Source organism: Embleya sp. NPDC050154 (assembly GCF_044460165.1).
In the GTDB taxonomy this organism is placed as follows: Bacteria; Actinomycetota; Actinomycetes; order Streptomycetales; family Streptomycetaceae; genus Embleya.
The window spans coordinates 1-26,326 of record NZ_JBITJP010000004.1 but is presented as its reverse complement, the minus strand read 5'-3'; the positions used below and the strand labels follow the sequence as shown (position 1 = coordinate 26,326).

Below are 26,326 nucleotides of genomic sequence, written 5' to 3'. Positions count from 1 at the left end.
ACTTCACCATGGAGGTATTACGCGTGCGCAATCCGCCTCTTGCCCCCGAGGAGACCACCGCGCCCTACCGTTGGCGGTGGCTGATCCTGGTGGTGATGATCGCCGCGGAGATCATGGATCTCCTGGACGCCTCGATCGTCAACGTCGCCGGACCCGCGCTGGAGGAGTCTCTCGGCGCCGGTTCCGTCGGACTGCAGTGGGTGATCGGCGGCTACGCTCTGACCCTGGGCGCCGGTCTCGTTCTGGGTGGCCGGCTCGGCGACCGTTACGGGCGGCGCCGGATGTTCCTGATCGGCCTGGCGGCCTTCACCGCATGCTCGCTGCTGTGCGCGATCGCGCCGACCATCGAGTCGTTGATCGTCTTCCGTCTGCTGCAGGGCACCGCCGGGGCGATGCTGCTTCCGCAGGGCCTGGGCCTGCTGCGGGAGAACTTCTCCGGCCCGGAACTCACCAAGGTCTTCGCGATCTTCGGTCCCGTCCTCGGCCTGGGCGGCATCATCGGCCCGGTCCTGGGCGGCTTCCTCATCGAGGGCGACTTCTTCGGCCTGGGCTGGCGCTCGGTGTTCCTGATCAACCTGCCCGTCGGCCTCGCGGCGTTGATCATCGCCGCGAAGTTCGTGCCCAGGAAGGCGGGCGACCGCGCGGTGCGGATCGACACGGTCGGCGCGGTCCTGGTGGCAGCCTCCTGCGCCCTCCTGGTGCTGCCGCTGAACCAGGGACAGGAGGACGACTGGCCACTGTGGACATGGCTGTGCATGTCCGCCTCGGTGATCGGGTTCGCCCTGTTCGCCGTGCAGCAGCGCCGTACGGCCGCCGCAGGTCGTGAGCCGTTGGTGAGGGCAGGCCTGCTGCGCAAGTCCGCCTTCACCGTCGGGCTCGGCGGCATCGCCTTGTTCTTCGGCGGGCTGATCGGCACGCAACTCGTGCTGACCCTCTACCTCCAGATCGGCCGGCACTTCACCGCCGGTGACGCGGGACTCGGCAACCTGCCGCTCGCGGTGGGCACCGCGATCGGGGGAGCCGTCAGCGGCGCCTTCCTCGCGGACCGGATCGGGCGCAGGGTGCTGCAGATCGGTCCACTGGTCCAGTTGCTCGGAACCACCGTGTTGTGGTTCGAACTCGACGGCCTCGACACCGCCTCGTTCTCGATCTGGGACATCGCTCCCGGTGTGGCGGTGGCGGGCATCGGCGCCGGCATGGTGATCGCCGCCCTGTTCAGCTTCATCCTGGCCGCGGTCGACGACGACGAGATCGGTTCCGCCTCCGGCGTCCTGTCGGCGGTCCAAGCGGTCGGCGGTTCCATCGGCGTCGCGATCTTCGGATCGGTGTTCTTCGCCCAGGCCGAGACCGGTGACTTCACCGGCGGCTTCCATCGCGCGCTGATCGTCCAGGCGTGCCTGCTGGCGGCCTTTTTCGCCATCACCTTCCTCCTCCCCAGGAAGGGCCGCCCCGAGGAGGAGCAGCACGGCGTCACCCCCGAGGCCACCACCTGCGACTCCGACACCAAGCAGCAACTCACCACGTAAGAGCCCCCGCCCTCGGGTCGCCTCGCGGACCGACGGCCCGCTGGACAACCACCGAGCGAGCTACTTAGACTTGCTGTCCAATAGTAGACAATAAATACAATTAAGCTGGGAGGACCTCATGGAACCCATCGACGGTCCGGAGACGGGCGAGCGCACGGACATGGTCGCCGCGGCCCCCACCGAGGCGGACGAGCATCTCATCCGTGAGGTCGAAAGGATCGCTGTCGCGCTGGGCCGGATGTTTCCGGGACTGTGCGAAGTGGTTCTGCACGATCTGCGGAATCCGCGGCATGCGATCCGGGCGATCGAGAACAACCTTTCCGGCCGCAAGGTCGGGGATTCGGTCACAGAGCTGGGCCTGGCCCGGATCGAGGACCCGAGCTACCCCAGTGTCATCCAGAACTACCCCAATCAATTCCCCGACGGCCGCCCGGTCAAGAGCACGTCCATCGGGATCAGGAACGCCACCGGCGAGTACGTCGCCGCCCTCTGCCTGAACCTGGACGTGTCGGTGCTGTCGCCGGTGACCCTCGCGCTGTCGAACCTCGTGGCCACCGACACCGAGCACCGCGACCAGTCCCTGGAATCCCTCCGGGACCGCAACGCCCACGAGCTGCGCCGGGCGGTGGAGGAACTGGCCGCGGAGCGCGCGGCGGCCCCTCGGTCGCTGAGCAGGGAGAGCAAGAGGGCCCTCGTGCGGCAACTGCACCAGGAGGGCCACTTCGACTCGCGCGATGCCGCGCAGACCATCGCGGACCTGCTCGGCGTGTCCCGGGCGACCGTCTACAACTACACCAAGTGAAGGGCGCCTCGTGACCGCCGCCGGCTCGACCACTCGCCCCGTTCCCGCATCCGCCTCCGGCCGGCCACCGACCGCGCGCCGCCTGGGCGAAAGCCGGCACTCCCCCGCGCGGACGGTCCTCACCCCGCTCGGCGAGGTCCTCACCTGCCACGCCACGGGACGCATCGACGACAACGACATCACGGCCTTCGACAGCTCCGGAATCGGAGTGCAGGACCTGTATCCGGGCCTGGCCCTCCTGAAGAAGACGGACATCTCCCTGTGAGCACCCCCGCAAGCGCCACCGGCCCCGAGGCCACCCGGACGCTGGCCGACCCCGACACCCCGTTCGCCGTCGTCGACGTCCACAAGGCCCGGCGCAACATCGAACGACTGGCGGCCCGGGCCGACCGGCTCGGGGTCGCCCTACGCCCCCACGTGAAGACGGCCAAGAGCCTCGACGTCGCCGGCCTCACGCACGACACGCCCTGTCCGGTCACCGTCTCCACCCTGGCCGAGGCCGAGGCGTTCGCCGACGGCGGTTACATCGACATCACCTACGCCGTCGGGATCGACCCCCACAAACTCACGCGCGTCCTCGCGCTGCTGCGCCGCGGTGTCACTCTGCGGATCCTGCTGGACAGTGTCGAGCAGGCGGCATTCGTCGCCGAAGCCTCTCGCCGGGCCGGCGTTCCCATCCCCACTCAGATCGAGATCGACTGCGACGGCCACCGAGGCGGCGTCGAGCCCGACGCCCCCGCGCTCACCGAGATCGGCCGCGTCCTGCACGACGCGGGATGTCTGGACGGCGTACTGGCCCACGCGGGTGAGTCCTACTTCGCCTACACCGCCGAGGAACGGCGCCTGGCGGCGAAGAACGAACGCGACACCGCCGTCGCCGCGGCCGAGCGGCTGCGCGCGGCCGGAATGCCCGTGGCCACCGTCAGTGTCGGCTCCACCCCCACGGCCCACGCGGCCGAGAACCTCGACGGAGTCACCGAACTGCGCGCGGGGAACTACGTCTTCTTCGACCTGGTGATGGCCGGCATCGGCATCTGCCGGATCGAGGATCTCGCCCTGTCGGTCGTCGTCACCGTCATCGGCCACCGCCGCGAATACGGGTGGATCGTCACCGACGGCGGCTGGATGGCCATGTCCCGCGACCGAGGCACCGCCGCCCAGTCGCAGGACCAGGGCTACGGCCTGGTAACCGACCTGGACGGCAACCTCATATCGGGCCTGCTCATGACGGCCGCAAGCCAGGAACACGGCACCCTCACCGCCCGCGACGGCGCCCACCTGCCCGACCTGCCCGTCGGCACCCGACTGCGCATCCTGCCCAACCACGCCTGCGCCACCGCCGCCCAACACCGCGGCTATCACGTCGTCGACGGCGCACTGACCACGAACACGGCACCGACGATTCAGACCTTCTGGGAACGCGTCTCCGGCTGGTGACCAACCGGGCGACGAAGGAGCCGCCGTTCCTCATCCGCCTCCACCCGACGCGGCAGTATCCGCAGGGATGTCGACCCCTCGCCATACACACCCGCACGACGGAACCGAACTCCCGCCCGGAGCGCGCGCCCGCGTCGCCGGCTTCGTCCGAGCGTCGTCGCGTGCCGCGCCGAGTGCTCGATGACGACGCCCCGCCGGCGGTTGATCCGTCACGAGGGCGCGAGGCGGGCCGGGCACGCCGGGCCGTCTCCGAGAGCTCAAGTCGGCGACCTGAGCCATAAGTTCCGGTTCCCCACTCCCCTCGTTGCATATTCATGCGGAGTGCAGCATACTCTTTCCATGTCCAAGGTTCTTACCTCTCTGCCCATCGGCGAACGTGTCGGCATCGCCTTCTCCGGTGGGCTCGACACCTCCGTCGCGGTCGCGTGGATGCGCGACAAGGGGGCCGTCCCGTGCACCTACACCGCTGACATCGGCCAGTACGACGAGCCGGACATCGCCTCGGTGCCCAGCCGCGCGTCGGCGTACGGCGCCGAGATCGCGCGCCTGGTCGACTGCCGTGCGGCGCTGGTCGAGGAGGGCTTGGCCGCACTCGCCTGCGGCGCGTTCCACATCCGCTCGGGCGGGCGGGCCTACTTCAACACGACGCCGCTCGGCCGCGCCGTCACCGGAACCCTGCTGGTCCGGGCGATGCTCGCCGACGACGTGCAGATCTGGGGCGACGGCTCGACGTTCAAGGGCAACGACATCGAGCGGTTCTACCGTTACGGTCTGCTCACCAACCCGAACCTGCGCATCTACAAGCCATGGCTCGACGCGGACTTCGTCTCCGAACTCGGCGGACGCAAGGAGATGTCGGAGTGGCTGCTCGCCCACGACCTCCCCTACCGCGACAGCACCGAGAAGGCCTACTCCACCGACGCCAACATCTGGGGCGCCACCCACGAGGCCAAGACCCTGGAACGCCTCGACACCGGCGTCGAGACCGTCGACCCGATCATGGGCGTGCGGTTCTGGGACCCCGAGGTCGAGATCACGACCGAGGACGTGACGATCACCTTCGCCCAAGGCCGCCCGGTGGCGATCAACGGCAAGGAGTTCGCCACCCCGGTCGACCTGGTGATGGAGGCGAACACCATCGGCGGACGCCACGGCATGGGCATGTCCGACCAGATCGAGAACCGGATCATCGAGGCCAAGAGCCGCGGCATCTACGAGGCCCCGGGCATGGCGCTGCTGCACGCCGCGTACGAGCGCCTGGTCAACGCGATCCACAACGAGGACACCCTCGCGCAGTACCACAACGAAGGCCGGCGCCTCGGTCGCCTCATGTACGAAGGCCGCTGGCTCGACCCCCAGGCGCTGATGATCCGGGAGTCCCTGCAGCGCTGGGTGGGTACGGCGGTCACCGGTGAAGTGACGCTGCGGCTGCGGCGCGGCGAGGACTACTCGGTCATGGACACCTCCGGCCCGACGTTCAGCTACCACCCGGACAAGCTGTCCATGGAACGCACCGAAGACTCGGCGTTCGGCCCGGTGGACCGGATCGGCCAACTCACCATGCGCAACCTCGACATCGCCGACTCCCGCGCCAAACTGGAGCAGTACGCCCTGCTCGGCATCGTCGGTCACACCCATGCGGCCCTCATCAGTGCCGCCCAGGACACCTCCACCGAGCTGATCGGTGCGATGCCGCAGGGCGGCGCCGAGGTCATCGCCTCCCGCGGCAGGGTCGAGAGCGACGGCGATCTCATGCTCGACCGTGCCGCCATGGAGTCGGGCACCGACTGACCGGCACGACAGTCGGCACACCACCCGGGCGCCGGTGCGCGCACTCGCGGCCTCACGGCACCGGCCGACGCGCCCGCCGGCATCGGCGCCCGGGCCGATGCGCGCACCGCCCTTGGCATCGCTTGGCACGCACACACCCGGCCCGGCCCGGCCCTGACAGTCCGGGCCGGGCCGAGGTTGTTCGTCGATCAGTCGGTTGTACCGGCGAACCATCCGAGCGAGCCGGCCCCGATCCGGGGCCGGCGTGGCTCCGCAGCGGATGCCCGGGCTCGGGCCGAAGCGCACCATGGAATCAATGAACCATCGCATGGGCGACATCAGCTCCCCGGGACGAATCGCCGGTCCTGACGAGGAGATCAGCCCGGAGGAACTGGCGCTCGCGGCGCGCAACCACGGCCTGCCCCTGGAGGCTCTGCGCCACGATGTGACCCCACCCGGACTGCACTACCTGCTCACCCACTACGACATCCCCGCGGCCCGCGTCGACGACTGGCGGCTCGTGGTGGGTGGTCGGGTGCGCACACCACTGACCCTGGACATGCGGACGCTGCGATCCTTCCCGGCCGTGACCCATCGCGTGACGATGGAGTGTGCCGGCAACGGCCGGGCACGGCTGACGCCCCGACCGGTCAGTCAGCCGTGGCTGGTCGAGGCGGTCGGCACCGCCGAGTGGACCGGGGTCCCGCTGCGCCTGCTGCTTGCCGAAGCCGGGGTGGAGGCGGACGCCGTCGAGGCGGTCTTCCGCGGGGTCGACCACGGCGTGGAGCGCGGCGTCGAGCAGGATTACCGGCGCAGTCTGCCCACGGCGGTGTGCACCGGAAGCGATCCGGAGCCGGAAGTGCTGGTGGCCTACGACATGAACGGAATGCCGCTGCCCCCGCAACACGGCTGCCCGCTACGCCTGGTGGTGCCGGGCTGGTACGGGATGGCGCAGGTGAAATGGCTACGCGAGATCACACTGGTCGACGCGCCTTTCGCGGGCTTCCAACAGGCGGTGGCCTATCGGTATCGACAAAGGCAGGACGAACCGGGTGAGCCGGTGACGCGGATCGCCCCGCGGGCGTTGATGATTCCGCCCGGTTTTCCGGACTTCATGTCGAGGGCGCGGGTGGTACGGCCAGGCCCGGTGCTGTTGGAGGGGCGGGCATGGTCCGGGTTCGGAGCGGTTGCCCGGGTCGAGGTCAGCGCGGATGACGGGCGCACCTGGACAATGGCGGACCTCGCCCCGGCAGACCATCATCGGTGGGCCTGGCGGGGGTGGAGCGCGAGGTGGCAGGCCACGGTCGGCTGCCACGTACTGAGTGTGCGGGCGACGGATGCGCTGGGTAACGACCAGCCGCTCACCCAGTCCTGGAATCGCGGCGGATTCGGGAACAACGCGGTGCAGCGGATTCCCGTCTCGTGCGTTTCACCCTGACCCGAGGAGCACACGCGGCCCCCGGGTGGGCTCGGCGGCGGTGGATCACCAGGTGACGGTCATGGTCCGCGGTCCACTCCGCCGGGCCGAACCATGACGTCGACGAACCGCGACGTCGGAGCCGGGCTCGCCGATCCGGTCGCGGCGAGCCCGGCTGCCGAGCCCAAGGTGTCGCATCCACACGACCGCAATCGTGTGGACCGTGTTGTCGACCTGACGAACCATTCGATCGGGTGACGCGTAGCCGCCGGGTCGCCGGGCAGGCGTGCGACACGACGGCGTCGACCGCGGGGAAGGATCGCCGATGGGTACGAGCGGGCAGGTCACCTCATTCCGGGAGGGTTCGCGCTCTCCCGTTCGAATGCCGCGCTCATCGGCCGTCCGGACGAGAGCAGCGGCAGGACTCCCGGTCTCGGCGGGCCCGTATGCCGAAAGTCGACCCGGAGTATCGTCCGCTGTCCACCACGTGCCTGTGAGGAAGGTCATGCCTCGACTCCGACGTTCCCTCGTCCGATGGCGCGTGCCACGACAGACCGGGGCTTGCGGTCGAGCCCGGAAAGCGATGCGGACCACTCTCACCGACTGGGGCTGGGACAAGGACCGCGTCGCGGCGGTCGTCCTGGTCGCCTCGGAATTGCTGACGAACGCGCAACTGCACACCGATGGGGACGTGCGACTGGCCCTGCGCCGGACCCGGCGCGGCGTACGGTTGTCCGTCTCCGACACCGATCCCCGAACGCCGACGCGCCGCGACACCGGTGCCGAACACGAAGGCGGCTTCGGACTGCACATCCTCGACACCATCACCACCGACTGGGGCGTTCGGACACACCGGGCCGGCAAGACCGTCTGGGCCGACCTCGACGCCCACCGCCCTGAGGCGAAACGGCGCCCGGGACCGGTGCGTGCCGCACGAACGAGCGCCGCCTGGGTCCGAGCGGCCCTTCGCCCGCTACGCCAAGCGGGCCCGGCGGCCGCCCTCCGAGGAGCGCGACTGTCTCGATCGGCGGTGCGGGTGTGGCGGCGGGCCGGCTCGATCGGCGGGTCGGCGCGCGGCTGGGCACCATCGGTGACGCAACGGATGCGACGGTTGTGGCGCGGGAGTCCGCGCCTGGTGCCCACGGATGGGATGTCCTCGCCGTGGTCCGACCCGCGGCATGAGCCGGACGGGCCGGGAGCGGGATGTTCCCCGGCTCGCCGCGATCAGGAGCCGGCGCCGTGCCATTGCAGGAGCAGGATGGTGGCATCGTCCCGGAGACGGTCGTGGTGGTATTCGCGGATCGCTCGGATGAGCCGGCGCAGGGTTTCGGGGGCGGGGAGGCCGTCAGCTATGTGGCGGATGACGAAGTCGACGAAGCGGTCCAGTCCGAAGATCTCGCCCTGGGGATTGCGGGCGTCGGTGACGCCGTCGGTGTAGAGCAGGAGCCAGTCGCCGGGTTCGAGCTGCTCGTCGTACAACGTGACGGGCAGGCCCATGTCCGTGCCCATCGGGTGAGCGGGCGGGCGTTCCAGGGTGGCGACCCATTGGCCGTTGCGGATCACGATCGGTGGGTGGTGGCCGCGGTTGACCCAGGTCAAGGCGCCGGTGAGCAGGTCGAGTTCGGCGATGATCGCGGTGGCGTAGCGGCTGCGGCCGAACTGTTCCACGAGCGCGGTCTCGATCGCCTCGCTGGTTTCGACCAGGCCCACGCCGTGGCGGCGGCTGCTGCGGCAGCCGGCCAGGGCGAGGGCGACGGTGAGGCCGGCGGAGGTGTCATGGCCCATGGCGTCGAAGACGGCCAGGTGGGCGGTGTCGCCGTCGACGGCGTACTCGTACGCGTCGCCGCCCATCTCGTACGCCGGTTCCATGGCCGCGCTGACGGTGGCCTGTGCGCCGGCGAAGGAACCGGGCGGCATCAGGGTCCACTGCATCTCGGCGGCCAGGCCCATCGGGCGGGTGCGCACCAGGCGTTCGTAGGTGTCGCTATAGGCGCGTTTGCTCACCAGGAGCAAGCCCACCAGGAGCGCGAGGTCGAGCGCCCTGTCGAGGACGGTGTCGTCGGTCTCGTCGGTTTCCAGGCCCAGGACACCCAGGCGTTCGGCGCCGTCCACGAGGGGCAGCCACAAACGCCTGGTGGGCGCTTCGCCGGAGTCGACGTCGTCGGCGCCTGCCGGCGACTCGACGAGTTCGACGCTCTGGAAGGCGCGGCCGGCGAGCGTGGCATCGATGCGCAGCTCCGCCTCGGGGACCACGTCCGCTGCCCGCGTGTGCTCCCCTCTGCCGGGGACCAGGCGGAGCAGTTGTTGTTGCACGTCCACTAGGTAGACCAGCGGGCGGGCCAGACCCAGCGGTCGGGCATGCGCGGCGATCAGGTCCGGAAGATCCTCCAGGACGGCGTGGCGACTTGCCCGGAGCAGACCGACCGTCGTGGCCGCACCGTTCGAGAGAGGCTTCACACGGCATCCTGTCCTGATTCGAGACCCGCGTCTCCAACGGTCGATCACGACGACGTCGGTCGACTCGCTCCGCTCCGGCAACATCCGAAGGTAACAGAAACGGCCTCCGGGACTGTCACGGAGCCCACACCCGGCTCGGTCGGGTGGCCCGGCCGGCGCTTGCCCGTACAGCACCCGACATGTCGAGTCGACCGGTAGGTCCCGAAGGCGATTCCTGTCGCAGGGGTCCTGCCGTATGTCAGCGCGCGGGGCCGCCCGCGTCGTTGCGGGAACCGGGTCGGCCCTGGAGAGCGGCGATCCGCGTGGCGCTGCTGCTGAGGCAACTCGCGACGTCGTGCAGGTGGGACCTGCTGTACGAGTCCGTCGACCAACCGAGGTCGTCCATGCCCTTGACGGCCAGGAGCAACTGCTCCGCCGCCGCGGCCAATCGCTTCGCCAGGGCGGCCATGTCCCCCGCGTCTTGCTCCATCGCCTGCCTCCGATCGTCGACCGGGTCCACGGCCCGGGGGTCCGTCTCGCGGGCTCCGCCGGGTTCGGGATGCGGGTCGACGCTCATGACGAGGACCCCGGTGCCGTGGCACCGGGGTCCGGGTTGGGGTTTGTCTCACCATCCACCGGCTTGCCGAGCCCGGTGTCGTATCCGCACGGCTGCCGCACGCGGCAGGGGGGTGTGCGGGGATCGCTGATGCGTGACCGAAGACCACCTTCCGTTCGGATGGACCGCGGTGCCCGTTCGGCGGAAGTCACCGCCTGCGGGCGACCCGATGGCGCCTGGACCCTTCCCTTTCTCCTCTGACCGACAACTGCACTGCGATCTACTGCGATTGCCTGCCTCTGCCTGCTCCCGTCGTCGGCCGAAACCCCTACTACCGCTCGGTCCCGACCTGCCGACGGGTCCTGCTTCCTTCGGCCGTCGGAGCCCTTCGCACACACCGGCCCCGACGATCCCTCAACCAACTTGTGCCGCTGCACGGGCAGTTCGTCATCTGCCACGTCCGTTTGACGTTTCCTTCGATTCCGACACAGAGAACGTTAGCTACGTTGTATGCGAATGTCTACCATGAACATGACAGATTTTCTGAAGCCATCGGCGCCTGTCTTGGGTTCACATTCGTCCGGGTTCACGTTGGTCCGGGTTCACGTTGGTCAAAGTCGACAGGGAACCGCGTCGAGGGGCCCTGGCGCCGTTACGACACCAGGGCCCCGAAAGAAATCCACACCATCCACCGACACCGACGTGTCGGTCTACCTGTTCCGCATCCGCCTCACGTGGCGGGGCTGCGGGGATCGCAATTGCGTGACCGCGGACCACCTTTCGTACCGGTGTCTCAACGGATCCCGCTCGGCCGAACAACCTCACCGCACCGAGCGGGCGATCCGGATGGCGTTCACTCCTTCCTTCCTACCTCGTGCAACGTGTAATGCCACCGCGGGTACAACCGAACTGCAGGTACTGCCGGGTTACTGCTCGTCCCGCACGGCGGCCCGGTGGGCCGCCCTCAGTTTCTCCTCGGCCCGACAACCAGCCTCCGGAACCCTTCACCGAACAACACACGGCCCCGGGACTCTGCTGTCGAACCCTCAACAACGCGCGCCAGTTCGTCTCTGTCGCGCCTCACTGATTCGCTTGGCTACGAGAGAAAACATACCCACCGACTTCCACGATGTCTACTCCCGCCGCGATAGATTTTCGAGCTTCATCGGAGGTGGAAACCCTCTCCCGTCGCGAGCGGACGACGCGCCACAGCGCGGGGCCGGCGAACGAGTTGAGCATCGGCGGCATCTCCACGATCACGTCCTCCGTGAGCAGCCGCTCGAGACCCTCGACATCGGCCCGCACAAACGCCTTCATGTCGGATGGTCGTCAACCACGAGGGTGCGTGGGCGGCTCGGTGCGGCGGACCGGCGCAGTGCGAGAACGGGGCGTCGAAGCAACCCCCCGTCGCCCGATTCCAGGTGCTGAAACCGTCGTGAAACCAGGCTGAATGCGTCCTGCCGCAACCTCTGCGGCATGACGACAACGACATCGCCCTCGCCCGCCATCGCGGCCGAGGGCCTGCGCAAGGCATACGGGGGCAGGACGGTCCTCGACGGCATCGACCTGGCCGTGCCGACCGGCACCGTCTTCTCCCTGCTCGGCCCGAACGGCGCCGGCAAGACCACCGCGGTCAAGATCCTCTCCACGCTCATCCGCGCCGACGGCGGACAGGCCCAGGTCGCGGGTCACGACGTCGCCGCCTCACCCGACGGAGTCCGCGCCGCGATCGGCGTCACCGGGCAGTTCTCCGCCGTCGACGGGCTGATCACCGGCGAGGAGAACATGCACCTCATGGCCGACCTGCACCACCTGTCCAAGCGCGAGGGCCGCCGCAGCACCGCCGAGTTGCTGGCGCGCCTCGACCTCACCGAGGCCGCGAAGAAGCCCGCCTCGACCTACTCCGGCGGCATGAAACGCCGCCTGGACATCGCCATGACCCTGGTCGGCAACCCGCGGATCATCTTCCTCGACGAGCCCACCACCGGCCTGGACCCGCGCAGCCGCCACAACATGTGGGGCATCATCCGCGAACTCGTCTCCGACGGCGTCACCGTCCTCCTCACCACCCAATACCTCGACGAGGCCGACGAACTCGCCGACCGCATCGCCGTGCTCCACGACGGAAAGATCGCCGCCGAGGGCACCGCCGAGGAACTCAAGCGGATGATCCCCGGCGGACACGTCCGGCTCCGATTCACCGACCCACGCGCCTACGAACGCGCCGCCGCCGCCCTGCACGGCGTCACCTGCCGCGACGAGACGCTGTCCCTACAGATCCCCAGCGACGGCAGCCAACGCGAACTGCGCTCCATCCTCGACCTACTCGACGCGGAGGACATCGAAGCCGACGAACTCACCGTGCACACCCCCGACCTCGACGACGTCTTCTTCGCCCTCACCGGCGGCACCGACCAGCCGAAGGAGGCTGTCCGATGAGCTCCCTCTCCCTCGCCGTACGCGACTCGAACACGATGCTGCGCCGCAACCTCCTGCACGCCCGGCGCTACCCCTCCCTCACCCTCAACATCCTGCTGACGCCGATCGTCCTGCTGCTGCTCTTCGTCTACGTCTTCGGTGACGTGATGAGCGCGGGCATCGACGGCGGCGGCGCCGATCGCGCCGGCTACATCGCCTATCTCGTCCCTGGCATCCTGATGATGACCATCGGCGCCACCCCGGCCGGGACCGCGATCTCCGTGTCCATGGACATGACCGAGGGCATCATCGCCCGCTTCCGTACGATGGCGATCCACCGAGGGGCGGTGCTCATCGGGCACGTCGTCGCAAGTGTGCTGCAGGCGGTCATCAGCGTCGTGCTCGTGGGCGCCGTCGCCGTGGCCATCGGCTTCCGATCCACCGACGCCACTGCCCTGGAATGGCTCGCGGCGTTCGGCCTGCTCACGCTGGTCGCCGTGGCGTTCACCTGGATCGCCGTCGGCATCGGCCTGGCCGGCCCCAACGCCGAGGCGGCCAGTAACAACGCGCTGCCGCTGATCATCCTCCCGCTCATCTCCAGCGCCTTCGTGCCCATCGACGCGATGCCGGGCTGGTTCCAGCCGATCGCCGAATACCAGCCGTTCACCCCCGCCATCGAAACCCTGCGCGGCCTGCTGCTCGGCACCGAGATCGGCGACAACGGGTGGGTCACGATCATCTGGTGCCTGGGCCTGGCCGCCCTCGGGTGCCGCTGGTCGAATTCGCTGTTCCGCCGCGACCCGAAATGAGCGTGCGGGCTGCCTCCCGCAGCTCGTCCCGCCCCAGGGCGGCGTACTCCGACACCGCTTCGGCGTACGCCGCCCGGTCGGCGTCCTCGGCCGCCCGCCGGGCGCGGTCCCCGGACATCGTCGGCGCGAACTCGCGCAGCACCCGCAGCCGTTCGGCCAAGGCGAGCATCCGCACGGCGCGGGCGTCGCCCGCCGCGAGCCCCGTCACGCCGAGCGCGTGCAGCACCGTCCCGAACACAGGGAGTTCCACCGGCGTGCGGGACGGGCCGGAAAGCAGCGTCCACAGCCGCTGCCGCAACCGAACGACCAGTTCCGCGACGGGCTCGAGGCGGCCGGCGTGCGCGTGCGCGGTCACCGCCGCCGCCTGGATCTGCAGCGCCCACGGGTCGAGCCAGGGGTCGCCGTCATGCATCGCGTCCGCCTCGGACATCCGCTCCACGGCACCGCGCCACAGGCCGAGCCCGGCCTCCGTCAGTCCGCGGGCGAGCGCGATCTCGGCGCGCGCGCCGAGATCGGGGCTGTAGAAGGCATCGGCCCGTGGGGTGTTGTCACCCTGGGCCTGCCCCAGCCAGTACTCGGCTTCGTCGTAGCGGCCGCGCTGCAGGCAGGCGAGGGCGAGGGCCGATCGGATCCCGATGTAGTCGTGCGCGTCGCCGAGCCGCGGCAGCTGCTCGAGCGCCGCCTGGAGGTGTCTGTACGCGGCCTCGCCCTGCCCGGTCCGCAAGCACAGCTCGCTCAGCCGGGAATGACCCATGACCCGCAGGAACGGGTTGTCCGCCGAAGCCAGTGCGGCGGTCATCCGGCGGGCCGAGGCGAGCGCGCGGTCGATGTCGTGCTCGTGCTCCCAGACATAGGTGGCGACACACTCGGCGATGCCGGCGACCAGCGGCTGCTCGTGGCCGCAGAGCCTGTGCAGTACGTCGTAGTCGGGAGGCAGCATCTCGGGGATCGCGCTCAGCACCGCCGCGGTCGCGCGCAGCAGCGTGTCCGGCGGAGCCGGCGGCAGACGCCGCAGGGTGACGAGCCGGCGGGTGACGTCGGCGTGCGGACCGTAGTCCATGAACAGGCTCGCCATGCACAACACCGTCGCTGCGCGGGCGACTTCGACGTATCGGGGCTCAGGGCGATAGCGCGACAGCAGCGGACCGGTGTCCGCGGCCAGGGCGATGAGGCGGGGGTGGTTGGAGTCGGTGGACCACAGTGCGGCGAGGACGGCGGTGAGGGCGGCGGTGGTGGGGCCGTCCGTACGAGCCAGGGCGTGCCGCAGCGCCGACACGAGGTTGTCCTGCTCGGCCCTGATTCGCTCCCAGGCGGTCCGCGGTTCCGGGCCGAATACCCAGTCGTGGTAGGTGACCCCGAAGTCCCGTGCCCAGGCCAGGAATCGGTCGACGGCCTCCTCGTTCTCGCCCGCCTCCGCGCGCCGGGCCGCGCTGAACTCCCTCACGGTCTCCAGCATCCGGAACCGCACGCCGGCCGGGGTGTCGGTGACGGTCAGCAGCGACTGATCGGTCGCCTGCTCGAGGAGCAACAGCGCGTCCTTGCCTAGGAGGTGCTCCGCCGCTTCGCCCAGGAAGCCGCCCGGGAAGACGGACAGCGCGCGCAGCGCCGCCCTGGCGTCCCGGGTGAGCAGGTTCCAGCTCCACTCCACGACCGCGTGCAGGGTGCGGTGGCGCTCCGGCGCGTCCCGCGCCCCGCCGCGAAGGAGTGCGAATCGGTCGCCGAGGCGGCGGGCGATCTCCGCAACCGACAGCACTCGCACCCGCGCCGCGGCCAACTCCACCGCGAGCGGCAGCCCGTCGAGGTGGCGGCACAGCCCGGCCACCGTGTCCGGCGGCAGCTCCACGCCGGGCCGGGCGGCCCGGGCCCGCTGCGTGAACAGTTCGATGGAGGTGTCGAGACCGAGCTCCGGCAGCGCGTACACCGCCTCCGAGGTGAGGTCCAGTGGGGATCGGCTGGTGGAGAGCACCCGCAGGTCCTTCGTGGCCGCGACCAGGTTCTGTACGAGGGCGGCGGCGCCCCGGATGACCTGCTCGCAGTTGTCCAGAACCAGCAGGCCGGGCCCGGAGCCGAGCACACCGAGGATGGCGGACACCGGGTCGGCCGGGGCGTGGCCGCTCAGGGCGCCGGGCCGTCCCTCGCCCGCGCCGAGCGCGGACACCACCTCCGCGGCCACGTCCTCGTCCGCGGTGACGCCGGCGAGCGGCACGAAGTACACCGCGCGTTGCTCGGCCCGGCGGCTGACGGCGTGCACGAGCCGGGTCTTGCCGAGGCCACCGGGGCCCACGACGGTGACGGCGCGAGAGGCGCGCAGCAGCCGCTCCACCGCCGCGATGTCCTCGTCCCGCCCCAGCAGCCGGTTCGGCTCGTGCGGCACGCCGCGCCCGATCACAGGCGCCCGGGTGCGCAGCAGCTCCCGCTGTACGGCCTGGAGCCCGCCGCCCGGGTCCGAGCCGAGTTCCTCGCGCAGCTCGCGGCGGTACGCCTCATACCGCGTCAGCGCGGCGGACGGGCCCGCCGTCGCCGCCTCGCCGCGCAGCAACTCGGCGAGCACCTCCTCGTCGCGTGGGTGCTCCGCAGCGGCCGCAGCCAGTGGCCCCACCGCCTCCGCGTACCGCCCCAGCCGGGCGAGCGCGAGCGCCCGCGCGCGTACGAGCGTGCCGCGGACGGGGGCGCGCTCGGCGCGCAGCGCGGCCACGGGGTCGTCGGTGGCGCCGGCCCCGCCCGGGGTGCCCTCCCACAACGCGAGCCCGGCCTCGGCCGCCGCCAACGACCCCGCGTGGTCCCCGGTCCTGGCCCGGTCCGCGCTCGCGGCGGCGTGCAGCAGCAGGGCCGAGCTGTCGACCCGATCCGCGGCGAGGGCCAGCCGGTATCCGGTCGGCGTGCTCGCCAGGATTCCTGCGCCCAACTGCGCCCGCGCCCTGGACACCAGAACCTGCACCGCCTTCGCCGGTCGCTCCGGCAACTCGTCCGGCCACAGCCCCTGCACCAGACGTCCGGTGCTGCAACCCGTACGCAAATCACCCGCGAGCAGCGCGAGGAGAGCGCGGAGCCGGGGCGCGGTGACCTCCCGTCCGCGATAGGCGACACGCGGCAACAGAGTCAAGTCGGTGGTCACCCGTGCAGATTAGCCAAGGCCCGGCCGCCGGAACTCCCCCTGCGGGCCGCACTCCCGCTGCGAGGGCTTCACGCCCCGCCATGCCGTCCGACACCCGGGCCCGTGAGCCGCCCCGCGAACCGGCTCGCGATCGCAGATGTTGGAAGACGAAGCCGATGCGGCTCGCCCGCAGCGCGGACAGTCGCGCGTCCGACAGACGCCCCACGTCGTACCCGGCCAGACGCACGGTGCCCGACGTCGGCCGATCGAGGGTGCCCAGACGGATGGTGACGCCGACGAAGCTCCAAAGCCCCGTGGCCGTGCGGTGTTACAGCCCGAGCGCCCCCGCGACCGATACCCGCGGCACGGTGGGTCGACCCGGATCGCAGCGGGGCGTCGGGCACTCGGCAAACTTGCGCCATGAAACCTTCATCTTTGAGCCAAGGCGCCAACTTGCCCGTCGATTCCCCGGAAATCCGTGCCGAGCTTTCGTGGTCCCGGGGCCCCGGGGTACCCGACATCGACGCGTCGGCGCTGCTTCTCACGGACGCCGGACACGTGCGTGGGGACGGTGACTTCGTCTTCTACAACCAACCGCGCCACCCGTCCGAGGCGGTGACGCATCTGGGGAAGGAGAAGACCGCCGACGGCGTGACGGACACCCTCGCGGTACATCTCGCCGTCGTGGAAGACGCGATACAACGGGTCCTGCTGTGCGCGTCGTCCGAGGGTGGCACCTTCGGCCAGGTGCCGGACCTGAGCCTCAGGTTGCTGGACACTCGGACGTCGGCCGAGATCGCACGCTTCGACATGGAGGGCGGGATCGAGACCGCCTTCGTCAGCGGCGAGTTGTACCGGCACCACGGGCGGTGGAAGTTCCGCGCGGTCGGACAGGGGTACGCCTCCGGGCTCGCCGGGCTGGCCGCGGACTACGGCATCGCGGTGCACGACGAGCCGGCGACCGACCCTGTCGCGTCCCCGCCGGTTCCGGATCAACCGGTCGCTCCCCAGCCCCCGTCCGTGTCGGCGGCAGTACCCGTCGCCGCACCGGCCGAGCAGGGCGAGGAGGCGCTGCCCGTGGACATGCGCAATCGTCTTTCGCTCCGCAAGGAGCAAGTGGCGACAAGTCTCCGCAAGCACGGGGCGGCCGGGATCGCCGCCCGAGTGATCCTGGTCATGGACGCGTCCGGCTCCATGGACTGGCTCTACTCCCGCGGTGTCGTCGCCGACGTGGTGGAGCGCATGACGGCCGTGGCCGCGCGGTTGGAGGACGACGGTGTGATGCAGGCCTGGACGTTCGCCTCGGCCCCGGCGCGCCTTCCGGACCTGCGTGTGGGTCGACTCCCCGAATGGCTCCGGCTGCACGTCCGTCCGGGAGGGGACGAGGCCGAGCAGGAGCTGCAACCGGGTCAGGTCGACATGACGGCGGTCGGTTACGGCAACGAAGAGCACAAGGTGATCGCCGAGGTTCGCTCGTACGTCCGGGAGCATCCGTCCGCCGCTCCCACTCTGGTGCTTTTCTTCTCGGACGGTGGCGTCTATCGCAACAACGAAATCAAGCGTGAACTCAAGGACGCGTCCACGGAACCGATGTTCTGGCAGTTCGTGGGCCTGGGCAACGCGGACTACGGCGTACTGCGGCGCCTCGACACCATGCGCGGTCGCCGCGTCGACAACGTCGGCTTCTTCGCCGTGGACGACATCAGCGAAGTCCCCGATCAAGAGCTTTACGACCGGCTGCTCTCCGAGTTCCCGACCTGGATCACCGCCGCCCGCCGCAAGAACGTCCTTTGAGGATGCGGCCCCGCACGCCGTGCGCGCGGGGCCGCACGTCGATCATCGGCACGCGGAACCATTCGACACCGGCGCCGATTCGAACGCAGGGTCGAGTCGGCTGCTACCTTGCGGGGACGCAGAATCCGGGATTCCGGACGTCATTTCGCGGCTTCGAGGCGGAAAATATGGCAGTCGATCGCATTCTCCCGAGCGGCACGGACGCCTCGGCCATTGCGCGGGCCGGATCGGCACTTCCCGGCGCTACCGACGCCGAATTGCACCACCGTTTGGCGGGGAATGCCCGGATGATTGGCCCCGGGAGTCGCCACGACGAGGTGGTGGATTTTGTCGCGCCGGCGATCGAGACCCTGTCCCGCAGCACGGGCAGGAACTTCGACACGGACTTCGTAACGGGCATGCTGGCCATGATCGACGGACCGGTGCTGGATCGCACGGAAGCGCATCCGGGCCTGGAATTCGATGTCGCCTGCATCGTGCCGATCCACGTTCACGTCGCTGCGGGACGCCGCGTGCATGTTTTCACTCACGATGCCGAACGGGCCGCGCACTGCCACGAGGCCGCGCGGGAGTACTTCGACCTCGCGGGAATCCGGTCCGCGTACGTCGAACCATGGCACCGGGTCGACCTCATGGAACCGGTGTCGGAGGAGCGACGGCGTCGGTACGCGGCGGACGTGGTCTACGGGTCGTACGACACCTTGGTCATGGACTCGCTGAGGATGGCACCGGTCACCGACGGCCACTTCGTCGACGATCGATGCGTCGCGTTCGTGGAGGAGATCGACACCGTCTTGATCAAGAGCGGTGACTCGGATATTCGGATCACCGGACCTGCGACGTCGAATCCGGACCGATACGCGGCGCTGGCTCGGTGGGTGCGAACGCTGGACGAGGGCGCCGACTACACGATCGACGAGGAGCTCGTCAGGGCTCGGCTGACGCCGAGGGCACTGGATGCGTTGTGGGACTACTTCGGTATCACCGAGCGGAGTTCGCCGGTGGATCGAATGGACCTGGCCGTCGACGCCGAACTGTCGGTCCGCGCGCACGAGTGCTTCGAGGTCGGCATCGACTACTACGTCGTGGAAGGGCACATCGTTCCGATCGCCGAAGGCGCGCTTCCGACGGGTTCCGCCTACGAGGCCGGGCTGCATCAGGCGTTGGCCGCCCGAGAGGGCCTGGTTGTCGAGGAGCGGCAGAGAATCCTCGAAGTGGCCAACGTCCGCGCGCATATCCGCAAGTATGCGACCGTTCGCGGGGGTTGCCGGTCGACGGTGTCCTACGGCGCCGTTCTCGAGGCGGTCTTCGGGCTGGACGTCGTGGACCTGCGCGCGCCGGAATTCCGGGGTGTCGACGCACAGTACGTCGAGGTCATGGATCGAGTCGCGGTCCACGGCAGGAGAGAATTGCAGCGCTGGGATGTACTGGCCGAGTCGGAGAAGCGCTACCGGACTGCGCGGGCAGCGGTTTCGCCCGACGGCGGGTCGCCCTCCGACATCGTCGGATTGCTCGAGACGACAGTGCGCGGCCTCGAGCGCACACATCGTGTCCTGAGGCACTCGGCCACCGTGGACTCGCTCGCCCGCCGCTATGCGGAGCGGTACGCGGGCGAGCAGACACCGTGGCGGGTTGCATGCGCCGAGGTCTTTCGAACGGAGTTGGATCTGGCCTGGTCCGACCACATCGACCTCGCGATGCGCATGAGGGAGTCATTCCCCGAATCGAGTCTCGACGAATTCGGATCCCACTCGACCGCGTCTTTCGAAATCAACCTGTCCGAAGCCGTGATCCGCGCCTTCGACCGCATCTTCGCCATCCGCCTTTGAGCCGGAACCAGGCGCGACGAGCCGGATGATTCGCCGATATGGGTCGTCCGCTCGCCGATCACCGCCTACCCATCCGGCGTACAGGAGACGGTACCGACGCGCGGTCGGAACCGTCTCCTGTCTCCATCGCGGGGAGCAGGCCGCCACGAGGCGAGAGCGTGGGCGCCGTGTGGGGTGCCCGCCCAGTCTTACCGGGTCTGCCCGCATCGTCATGACACCCATCGGATCCTGGCGGGCCGTCAGGGTATGTGCGGACCGCTGCCTCGCGGGACCGTTGACGCGGGCGATCTTTCGGCACCCGTTGCGACGGCAGATCCCGAGCGGCTCCGGCGCGGTCGCTCAGTGCGCGGCCCGGTACTTCTCGACCAGTTCGGAGGGAACCCGACCGCGGGCGTTGACTTCAAGGCCCTGCGACCTGGCCCACTCCCGCACCTTCACCGGGTCCGGTCCCTCGCCCGCCGCCAAACGTACGGCCTTGGTGCGACGCGACGTGCCGACCTTGCGGCCGGCCCTGAAGTACGGGCCCAGAGAGTCCAGCAGTTGCTGGTAGGTGTCTTGGCCGAGGTCGATTTCGTAGCTGACGCCATCCAGGCTGAAGGTGTGCGTCGCGATGTCTTCACCTTCGTTGCCGGTGATGTCATCGATGAACAACGTGACTACGCGCTGAGCCATTTTCGGAGAATCCCCTTCCTGGGAAGAAGGAAATCGTAACGGAGAATCAGGTCCGACTTCACGCCGTCTCAGTCGCCGGTCAGGGAAAGTCGTGGCCGCCGTCGCCGTCATCCCGGGCAGGAATCCGCTGACGCACCCGGCCGGCCCGGCGCCATTCCAGCCACACCGTCACGCCTTGTTCGTCGTTCGACGGAGCCGCCGATAAGCCTGAAGCAGCGGGACGGTTTTGGGCGCCGCCACGACCGATGTGACGCGTATGGCTCCTCGGCGGTGGTTTGTCGGACCGGATGGGAAGGCCGATGCGAGTTCCCACCCGCGCAAAACCATGTACGACCCCTTCGCAAAGGCACCATCGGCGCTCCGCAGGCGCCGTCGACACCGCATCGGACCGTCTCGCCAACCGACGCTCCCGGGTCACCGACCGCCTACCCCCGCCAATGCCTGGAATCATTCGTCCAACGGACCGAACGCGTCCATGTACGCCGCGACGGCCGCCGGGGGGTTCAGGGCGCGGGCACGGGCGACGTTCTCGGCCTCGTCCCCGGGAACCTCGACGACGGCGACCATGGACAGACGCCGCTCGCCGTTGCCGAACAGCCCTTCCGCGTCGAGGCGGCCCATCGCCGTGACCATCGCGCGCAACCGCAGTTCGTACTCGTCCTCGCCCTCGTCGTCGGGGAGTTCGAAGACCTGGGGTCGGGCGTCGAAGAGGCTTCGGATCGGGGCGAGGTGCCGCTCCCCGTAGGTGCAGAACGGCGAATCCGCGTAGGACCACCGCAGTTCCTCGGCCTCGGCCGCCGAGCCGCCCGCCGCGGCGGCCAGGGCCTGGGTCGACCAGGCCGACAACGACGGGCCGAAGGCCTCACCCGGCGTGACCAGCGCGCAGTAGTAGAAGTCGTGATCCGGGTATTCCCGAAACAGGTCCGAGATGGCGGCGCGGGCGGCTTGGTACACGGCTTCGGTGAGATCCGCTTCGGTCGGCGTCACGTCGACTCCTGTGTGCGTGCGTACGGATTCCCGGCAGGCCCCGCCCACGCCGTCCAGGGCGGTGGCGGGGCGGCCGGTGTGGGGGTGGAACGTACCGCGTCGTGGTCGAGGCCGCCTACGACGGGGCGCATTCGCACGGTGCCACGAATCAGCGCGATCCCACCGTGACCGATCGATCACCCTGCGCCTTCGATGTCGGCCCCGCATCGCTTCCGGCAGCGCGGCGATCATGGAGTTTCGCCCAGGGCGGGCCGGGCAGCCGGAGGTAATGAGAATGCTGCGCTTGCCGGGGACCTACCGTCCCCAGGCGGACACCAGACTGTTGGCGTCGGCGTTCATCGAGCAGGGCCTGCACCGGTCCGATCGTGTTCTGGATGTCGGCACCGGCACCGGCGCCGTGGCGCTCGCGGCCGCCTCCGCGCCGTCCGGAAGGTGTCGGGTCACCGCGATCGACGTCTCCCGCCAAGCCGTCTGGACGGCCCGCCTGAACAGCGCCTGGCGTCGGCGCCGGGTCAACGTCCTGCGTGGAGATCTCCTGGAACCCGTGGCGGGCCAAACATTCGACGTCATCCTCGCGAACCCGCCGTACGTGCCCTCCCCCGAAGATGACGTCCCCGTCCGAGGGCGCTCGCGTGCGTGGGAAGCCGGCACGGACGGACGGCTGGTCCTGGATCGGCTCTGCACCCAGGTTCCGGACTACCTGAACCCCGGCGGGACACTGCTGGTGGTGCATTCGGCGCTGTGCGGGGTGGGGACGACGTTGGGTCTGCTCGAGTCGGTCGGCCTGCGTGCCCGCGTGGTCGCGCGAAGCCTCGAGCCGTTCGGTCCCGTCCTGTCCGCCCGCGCGGCCTTCCTGGAGGAACGCGGTCTGGTGAAGCCCGGCTGCCGAGAAGAGGAATTGGTGGTCATCCGTGGCGATTCCCAGTCGTGAGACACGCCGCGTCGAGGTGGTCGACGGCGGGCCGATGCTGATCGAGGGGCCGGTGGAGGTGCTCCTGGCCGACGGAAGCACGGCATCCTCCGATCGGCGGATCGTGGCGCTGTGCACGTGCCGCCGCACCCGTCGACCGCCGTGGTGCGACACCAGCCACCGACCCCACCGGCTCCCCAACGAGCCACAGGCCGCGACTCGCACAGTCCGGGAGCAGCGATGACCGAACCGGAACTACCCGCCCCCCGCGGCCCCCTGTCACGCACCATCGTCGCGGCGCTGCGCAACCCCGCCGGAAGCGGTATGCAAACCCCCGAGGTCGAGGTCGATGCGGATCCCTTCGGCGAGGACCTCCAACTCGCGTTGTACGCGTGCTACGAACTGCACTACCGCTCGTTCGCGGGGGTGGACGCCCGATGGGAGTGGGATCCCGACCTGCTGCGCCTGCGGGGCCGCTTGGAAGGGGCGTTCCTACGCGCCCTGCGCGCGCACGTCGATGCCGCCGACGCCGGCGTCGACGACGCGCTCGCGCCCTTGCTGATCGAGCCGTTGGACCGCGGCGGTGTCAGCCACCATCTGCTCGACCACGGCAACGTGGAACAGTTTCGCGAGTACGTCGTCCACCGCTCGCTGTACCACCTCAAGGAGGCCGACCCCCAGGCGTGGCTCATCCCGCGCCTGACCGGGCGGGCCAAGGCGGGCGTGATCACGGTCGAGTTCGACGAGTACGGCGGTGGCCGCGCCGAGCGCATGCACGCGCGGTTGTTCGCCGACCTCATGCGCGGTCTGGGACTGGACGCCACGTACGGCTGCTACCTCGACCGAGTGCCCGCGCCCATGCTCGCGGTGGTCAACCTCATGTCACTGTTCGGGCTGCACCGGGAGCACCGGGCGATGGCGGTCGGCCAGTTCGCCGCCATCGAGATCGGCTCGCCGCCCGGCGCGGCCCGCCTGGCCCAGGCGCTGCGGCGGCTGGACGTCGCGGACCCTGCCTGCGCCTTCTTCTACACCGAACATGTGGAGGCGGACGCCGTCCACGAACAGCTCATGCGACGCGAGGTGGTGGCGGGGCTGCTGGAAGAGGAACCCGACCTCGAAAGCGACCTCGTGTTCGGAATCCGGGCGACCGGTCTCGTGGAAGACCGTCTCGCCGCACACCTGCTTGCCGCGTGGAACGAGGGCCGAAGCTCCCTGCGTTCCCGAGAGGCCGATGCCTTCGCATCGGGAGCCACCCCCGCGCCCGGGGCGGGCACCCGGTGATCGCCGAACATCGAGACCCGGGCGGGCTCCTGATCCTGGCCAACTTCGTGTCGCCCCTGGCCGTCGATCTCCGCGAGACGTCGATCCTGCGGCGCTGGTCGGAGCAGGCGTCCCGCAAAATCTGGCTCACCAGACCGGGTGACCTCCTGGTCGTTCCGCTGCCACTGTCCGATGCCTTTCGACGCTACGCCCTGCGCATGCTCGCGATGCCCGAGGACTCCGTCACGGTGGTCACGGTGCCGGACACCACGCACGCACCGATGGCGGAGGCCATCGCCATGCACGGCCTGTTGGAACCGCTGCGCGCACTCGTGCACGAACGCCCCGGTACGCGCCTGCTCCCGACCGCCCTCGACGAAGCGTCGGTCGCCCTCGCCGCAGACCTCGGCATCCCCGTCGCCCCGTACGGAGCGGACCGCCCCTCGCGCCGAGTCGTGCGAACGGTGGCGGACCTGAACACCAAATCCGGCTTCCGCTCCCTCGCCGACCGACTGGGGATGCGCCTGCCGTCCGGTCGGGTGTGCACAGGCGCCGACCTCCCCCGAACCATCGACGACATGTTGTCGGTATGGGAGCGCGTGGTCGTCAAAACCGACCGCTCCGCCGGCGGCCACGGCCTTTCCTTCGTGACTCGGGGAGAACCGTGGGCCACGGCGCCCGTCGCCCCCGACAGCCGGTGGGTCGTGGAGCGGTACGTCGAGCACACCCGCGCCGTCAGTGCCCAGGGCCACGTCGCGCGCGAGCGGGCGACGGCGCTGTACGACGGCGAGATGCGCATGTGCGGGGGCTCGTTCGCCGGCTACCGTTCGCCGCTGAACGACCTTCCCGAGACGGCCCGCGCGGAACTCGCCGACTGGACCATCGCCCTGGGACGTCACCTCGGCGCCGAGGGATACCTGGGCCCGTACAGTCTGGACGCGGTATGCGCCCGGGACGGCGGCCTCCACGCCCTGGAATGCAACGTCCGGCGCACCGCGACCACCACCACCCACACCCTGGTGACCCGGCTCGTGGGCGAGGACCCCGCACCCGTCTGGTCGATGGGCACTTTTCGAGCCGGTCCGGCCATGGCGTTCGACACGGTGCGGGAAGGTCTGATCGAGGCCGGCCTGGACTTTCGACCGGGTGGACGGGAAGGCGTGGTCCTGTACACGGACCGCCCTGCGGACGGCGTCGAATGGCGATACGTGGCCCTTGCCACCGACCTGCCCCGACTCGACGAGCTGGAAGCCCGACTCACCACCGCCTTCGCGCACGAAGGCGTCGAAGGACCGGGGAACCCTGGGCTCAGACGGTGATCAGTTCGGCGCGGAGTTTGTCGAGGATGCGGGAGATCAGCCGGGAGATGTGCATCTGGGACAGGCCCAGGCGTTCGCCGATCTCGGCCTGGGTCATCTCCTGGCCGAAGCGCATGGACACGATGTCGCGTTCACGTTCGGGCAGGGCGGCGATGGCGGGTTTGAGGACGTGCAGGTTCTCGACCATGTCGAAGCCCGGGTCCACGAACGACGCCTGCGCGCTGTACGAGCGAGCCGGTCCGTCGTCGTCGCCGGCGGGGGCGTCCAGGGACGCTGCGGTGTAGCCGGCGGAAGCGGTCAGGCCCTCCGCGACCTCCTCGACGCTCGTCCCGGTGAGGGTGGCGAGTTCGGCCTTGGTGGGTTCGCGATCGTGTTCGGTGGTGAACGCGTCGCGGGCCCTGGCCAGCTCCAGGCGCAGTTCCTGCAAACGGCGCGGGACGTGCACCGCCCAGGAGGTGTCACGGAAGAAGCGCTTGATCTCGCCGGAGATGGTGGGGATGGCGAAGGTGGGGAATTCGTACCCGAACGCCGGATCGAACCGGTCGATGGCCTTGATCAGGCCTATCGTGCCGACCTGGACCATCTCCTCCGCGCTCTCGCTGCGCGCCCGGAATCGCCCGGCGACGTAGCGCACGAGCGGGATGTTGACCTCGATGAGGGTGTTGCGCACGTACTGGTACTCGTGCGTGCCCTCCTCCAGCACCTTCAGCCGATCGAAGAGCACCTTGGACATCGCCCGGGCGTCCGTCGCCGTCATGTTCGCCATCTCCTCCGTCGTCGGGAGGCCGACGGAGGGCATGTGCCGTTCGGTGGCGGTCGTCTCGGTCGTGCTCACGGTACTCGGGCTCATCTGGGCATCCCCTTCGTTGGTCGGATGGACGCGGGTGCTACCTGCCCGGCACCGCGTCGGGTACACCCGTTTGCAGTAGTGGGTCTTGTCACCGATCCCGCCGCCACCGCCGGAGTGCCGGCGTTTCCGTTGCGCGACAACCCTCGCGGGAGATGGGCGCGGTATGTCGGCGGAAACGGCGGAGGCCCGGCGTGACCGAGGTGTGGATTCCCTGCGGATCACAGCGGCCCCGGCCGTGGCGCGGCACCTGCCCCCGGAATCGAAATTCATCTCGGGACCGCGGCGTCACCGGGCGCCGTTTCGGAAAATGGCCGAGGACGCCGAAACGGGCCGTGGGGGGGGGGGGGGGGGGCCGCGCGGCCCCCCCCCCCGCCGCGGGGGGGGGCCCCCCCCCCGCCCCCCCCCCCCCCCCCCCCGGGGGGGGGGGGGGGGGGGGGCCC

At 69.9% G+C, this 26,326-nt stretch carries 21 protein-coding genes and 2 pseudogenes; 15 read left to right on the top strand and 8 right to left on the bottom strand.

Annotation, left to right across the window (positions count from 1 at the left end; genetic code table 11):
- Positions 1-8: 8 nt before the first annotated feature.
- The 7 genes and pseudogenes from ACIBSV_RS09615 to ACIBSV_RS09585 form a co-directional block, all read left to right on the top strand.
- Complete coding sequence (locus ACIBSV_RS09615) at positions 9-1,526, top strand: MFS transporter (protein WP_395861033.1); 1,518 nt, start codon at positions 9-11, stop codon at positions 1,524-1,526.
- Positions 1,527-1,686: 160 nt separating this feature from the next.
- A complete protein-coding gene (locus tag ACIBSV_RS09610; protein ID WP_395861827.1) occupies positions 1,687-2,328 on the top strand; it encodes a transcriptional regulator in 642 nt (213 codons plus the stop codon).
- A gap of 10 nt (positions 2,329-2,338) precedes the next feature.
- Positions 2,339-2,593 carry a hypothetical protein gene (locus ACIBSV_RS09605; protein WP_395861031.1) on the top strand — a complete coding sequence of 85 codons (255 nt, stop codon included), beginning with the start codon at positions 2,339-2,341 and terminating at the stop codon, positions 2,591-2,593.
- A complete protein-coding gene (locus ACIBSV_RS09600) occupies positions 2,590-3,765 on the top strand; it encodes a DSD1 family PLP-dependent enzyme (protein ID WP_395861029.1) in 1,176 nt (391 codons plus the stop codon). Before ACIBSV_RS09605 ends, ACIBSV_RS09600 begins: the two co-directional genes overlap by 4 nt.
- 339 nt (positions 3,766-4,104) lie before the next feature.
- Complete coding sequence (gene argG / locus ACIBSV_RS09595; RefSeq protein ID WP_395861027.1) at positions 4,105-5,556, top strand: argininosuccinate synthase; 1,452 nt, start codon at positions 4,105-4,107, stop codon at positions 5,554-5,556.
- 295 nt (positions 5,557-5,851) lie between these two features.
- On the top strand, positions 5,852-6,973 hold the full coding sequence (locus tag ACIBSV_RS09590) for a sulfite oxidase (protein WP_395861025.1): 1,122 nt from the start codon (positions 5,852-5,854) through the stop codon (positions 6,971-6,973).
- Positions 6,974-7,277: 304 nt separating this feature from the next.
- Positions 7,278-7,817: pseudogene (locus ACIBSV_RS09585) on the top strand (ATP-binding protein); the annotation flags it as partial.
- Between the two features lie 359 nt (positions 7,818-8,176).
- On the opposite strand, the gene ACIBSV_RS09580 reads toward ACIBSV_RS09585, so the two are convergent.
- From ACIBSV_RS09580 to ACIBSV_RS09570, 3 genes are all read right to left on the bottom strand, one after another.
- On the bottom strand, positions 8,177-9,409 hold the full coding sequence (locus ACIBSV_RS09580; protein WP_395861023.1) for a PP2C family protein-serine/threonine phosphatase: 1,233 nt from the start codon (positions 9,407-9,409) through the stop codon (positions 8,177-8,179).
- A gap of 238 nt (positions 9,410-9,647) precedes the next feature.
- Complete coding sequence (locus ACIBSV_RS09575; protein WP_395861021.1) at positions 9,648-9,965, bottom strand: hypothetical protein; 318 nt, start codon at positions 9,963-9,965, stop codon at positions 9,648-9,650.
- A 1,059-nt stretch (positions 9,966-11,024) separates the two neighbouring features.
- Positions 11,025-11,261 (bottom strand): hypothetical protein, encoded by a 237-nt coding sequence (locus tag ACIBSV_RS09570; protein ID WP_395861019.1) that lies wholly within the window; start codon positions 11,259-11,261, stop codon positions 11,025-11,027.
- A gap of 159 nt (positions 11,262-11,420) precedes the next feature.
- On the opposite strand from ACIBSV_RS09570, the gene ACIBSV_RS09565 reads away from it, so the two are divergent.
- Together ACIBSV_RS09565 and ACIBSV_RS09560 are read left to right on the top strand one after the other, a co-directional pair.
- Positions 11,421-12,383, top strand: coding sequence for an ATP-binding cassette domain-containing protein (locus ACIBSV_RS09565; RefSeq protein ID WP_395861017.1), 963 nt, complete (start codon positions 11,421-11,423; stop codon positions 12,381-12,383).
- Positions 12,380-13,171 (top strand): ABC transporter permease, encoded by a 792-nt coding sequence (locus tag ACIBSV_RS09560; protein WP_395861015.1) that lies wholly within the window; start codon positions 12,380-12,382, stop codon positions 13,169-13,171. The genes ACIBSV_RS09565 and ACIBSV_RS09560 overlap by 4 nt, the downstream gene beginning before the upstream one ends.
- Here ACIBSV_RS09560 and ACIBSV_RS09555 read toward each other — a convergent pair.
- Together ACIBSV_RS09555 and ACIBSV_RS09550 are read right to left on the bottom strand one after the other, a co-directional pair.
- Positions 13,098-16,286 (bottom strand): ATP-binding protein, encoded by a 3,189-nt coding sequence (locus ACIBSV_RS09555; protein WP_395861013.1) that lies wholly within the window; start codon positions 16,284-16,286, stop codon positions 13,098-13,100. The two genes, ACIBSV_RS09560 and ACIBSV_RS09555, sit on opposite strands and share 74 nt — an antisense overlap.
- A 118-nt stretch (positions 16,287-16,404) precedes the next feature.
- Positions 16,405-16,545 (bottom strand): annotated as a pseudogene (locus tag ACIBSV_RS09550) (ABC transporter ATP-binding protein); the annotation flags it as partial.
- A gap of 140 nt (positions 16,546-16,685) precedes the next feature.
- Between ACIBSV_RS09550 and ACIBSV_RS09545 the strand changes: the two are divergent.
- Together ACIBSV_RS09545 and ACIBSV_RS09540 are read left to right on the top strand one after the other, a co-directional pair.
- Positions 16,686-18,059: a VWA domain-containing protein gene (locus ACIBSV_RS09545; protein ID WP_395861011.1), complete on the top strand. Its 1,374-nt coding sequence runs from the start codon at positions 16,686-16,688 to the stop codon at positions 18,057-18,059.
- Positions 18,060-18,226: 167 nt separating this feature from the next.
- A complete protein-coding gene (locus ACIBSV_RS09540; protein WP_395861009.1) occupies positions 18,227-19,888 on the top strand; it encodes a hypothetical protein in 1,662 nt (553 codons plus the stop codon).
- Positions 19,889-20,227: 339 nt separating this feature from the next.
- Here the strand turns inward: ACIBSV_RS09540 and ACIBSV_RS09535 are convergent, their stop codons facing one another.
- Both ACIBSV_RS09535 and ACIBSV_RS09530 read right to left on the bottom strand, forming a co-directional pair.
- Positions 20,228-20,560 carry an Lsr2 family protein gene (locus tag ACIBSV_RS09535; RefSeq protein ID WP_395861007.1) on the bottom strand — a complete coding sequence of 111 codons (333 nt, stop codon included), beginning with the start codon at positions 20,558-20,560 and terminating at the stop codon, positions 20,228-20,230.
- A gap of 447 nt (positions 20,561-21,007) precedes the next feature.
- Complete coding sequence (locus ACIBSV_RS09530) at positions 21,008-21,547, bottom strand: DUF4303 domain-containing protein (protein WP_395861005.1); 540 nt, start codon at positions 21,545-21,547, stop codon at positions 21,008-21,010.
- A gap of 268 nt (positions 21,548-21,815) precedes the next feature.
- On the opposite strand from ACIBSV_RS09530, the gene ACIBSV_RS09525 reads away from it, so the two are divergent.
- From ACIBSV_RS09525 to ACIBSV_RS09510, 4 genes are read left to right on the top strand one after another with little or no spacing between them, the layout of a single operon-like run.
- A complete protein-coding gene (locus tag ACIBSV_RS09525) occupies positions 21,816-22,478 on the top strand; it encodes a HemK2/MTQ2 family protein methyltransferase (protein WP_395861004.1) in 663 nt (220 codons plus the stop codon).
- 34 nt (positions 22,479-22,512) lie between these two features.
- Positions 22,513-22,701, top strand: coding sequence for a CDGSH iron-sulfur domain-containing protein (locus tag ACIBSV_RS09520; protein WP_395861825.1), 189 nt, complete (start codon positions 22,513-22,515; stop codon positions 22,699-22,701).
- Positions 22,698-23,738 (top strand): iron-containing redox enzyme family protein, encoded by a 1,041-nt coding sequence (locus ACIBSV_RS09515; RefSeq protein ID WP_395861002.1) that lies wholly within the window; start codon positions 22,698-22,700, stop codon positions 23,736-23,738. The genes ACIBSV_RS09520 and ACIBSV_RS09515 overlap by 4 nt, the downstream gene beginning before the upstream one ends.
- Positions 23,735-25,036, top strand: coding sequence for a peptide ligase PGM1-related protein (locus tag ACIBSV_RS09510; protein ID WP_395861000.1), 1,302 nt, complete (start codon positions 23,735-23,737; stop codon positions 25,034-25,036). The genes ACIBSV_RS09515 and ACIBSV_RS09510 overlap by 4 nt, the downstream gene beginning before the upstream one ends.
- On the opposite strand, the gene ACIBSV_RS09505 is transcribed toward ACIBSV_RS09510, so the two are convergent.
- Positions 25,026-25,886, bottom strand: coding sequence for a SigB/SigF/SigG family RNA polymerase sigma factor (locus ACIBSV_RS09505; RefSeq protein ID WP_395860999.1), 861 nt, complete (start codon positions 25,884-25,886; stop codon positions 25,026-25,028). The genes ACIBSV_RS09510 and ACIBSV_RS09505 overlap by 11 nt on opposite strands.
- Positions 25,887-26,326: the final 440 nt, after the last annotated feature.